Here is a 580-nt window from a genome sequence, read left to right on the forward strand (position 1 = left end):
CGACGCCGATCTTTCGGCCGGCATGATCGACGACAAGGAAGCCCAGCACCGGCGCCGCGAGCTCGAAGAGGAAAGCGCCTTCTTCGGCGCCATGGACGGTGCGTCGAAATTCGTCCGCGGCGACGCCATCGCGGGGCTGATCATCACCGCGATCAACATCGTCGGCGGCATCGCGATCGGCTATGCGCGCCACGACATGGGCTTCGGCGAGGCCGCGGACGTGTTCACCAAGCTGTCGGTGGGCGACGGCCTCGTCAGCCAGATCCCGGCGCTGATCGTGTCGCTCGCCGCCGGCCTTCTGGTCTCGAAAGGCGGTACGCGCGGGTCGGCCGACCAGGCGATCTTCGGCCAGATGAGCGCGTATCCGCGCGCGCTCTATGTCGCGGGCCTGCTGTTGATCCTGCTGGCGCTGATGCCCGGGCTGCCGGCGCTGCCGTTCTTCTTCCTGGCGCTGGTCATGGCCAGCGTCGCCTATGTGCTTCCGCAACGCGAGGCGCGCCGGGTGGCGGCGGCCGAGGCCGAGGAGAAGCAGAAGCAGATCAATACCCAGGAGGAAGAAAAGAACTCGATCAAGTCGTCA

At 66.9% G+C, this 580-nt stretch carries 1 protein-coding gene; it reads left to right on the top strand.

Annotation, left to right across the window (positions count from 1 at the left end; all coding sequences use genetic code 11):
• Positions 1-580: FHIPEP family type III secretion protein (locus tag KDM41_18675; GenBank protein MCB1185449.1), on the top strand; the 580-nt coding region annotated here is incomplete at both ends.

This window comes from bacterium (assembly GCA_020440705.1).
Taxonomy (GTDB): Bacteria; Krumholzibacteriota; Krumholzibacteriia; order LZORAL124-64-63; family LZORAL124-64-63; genus JAGRNP01.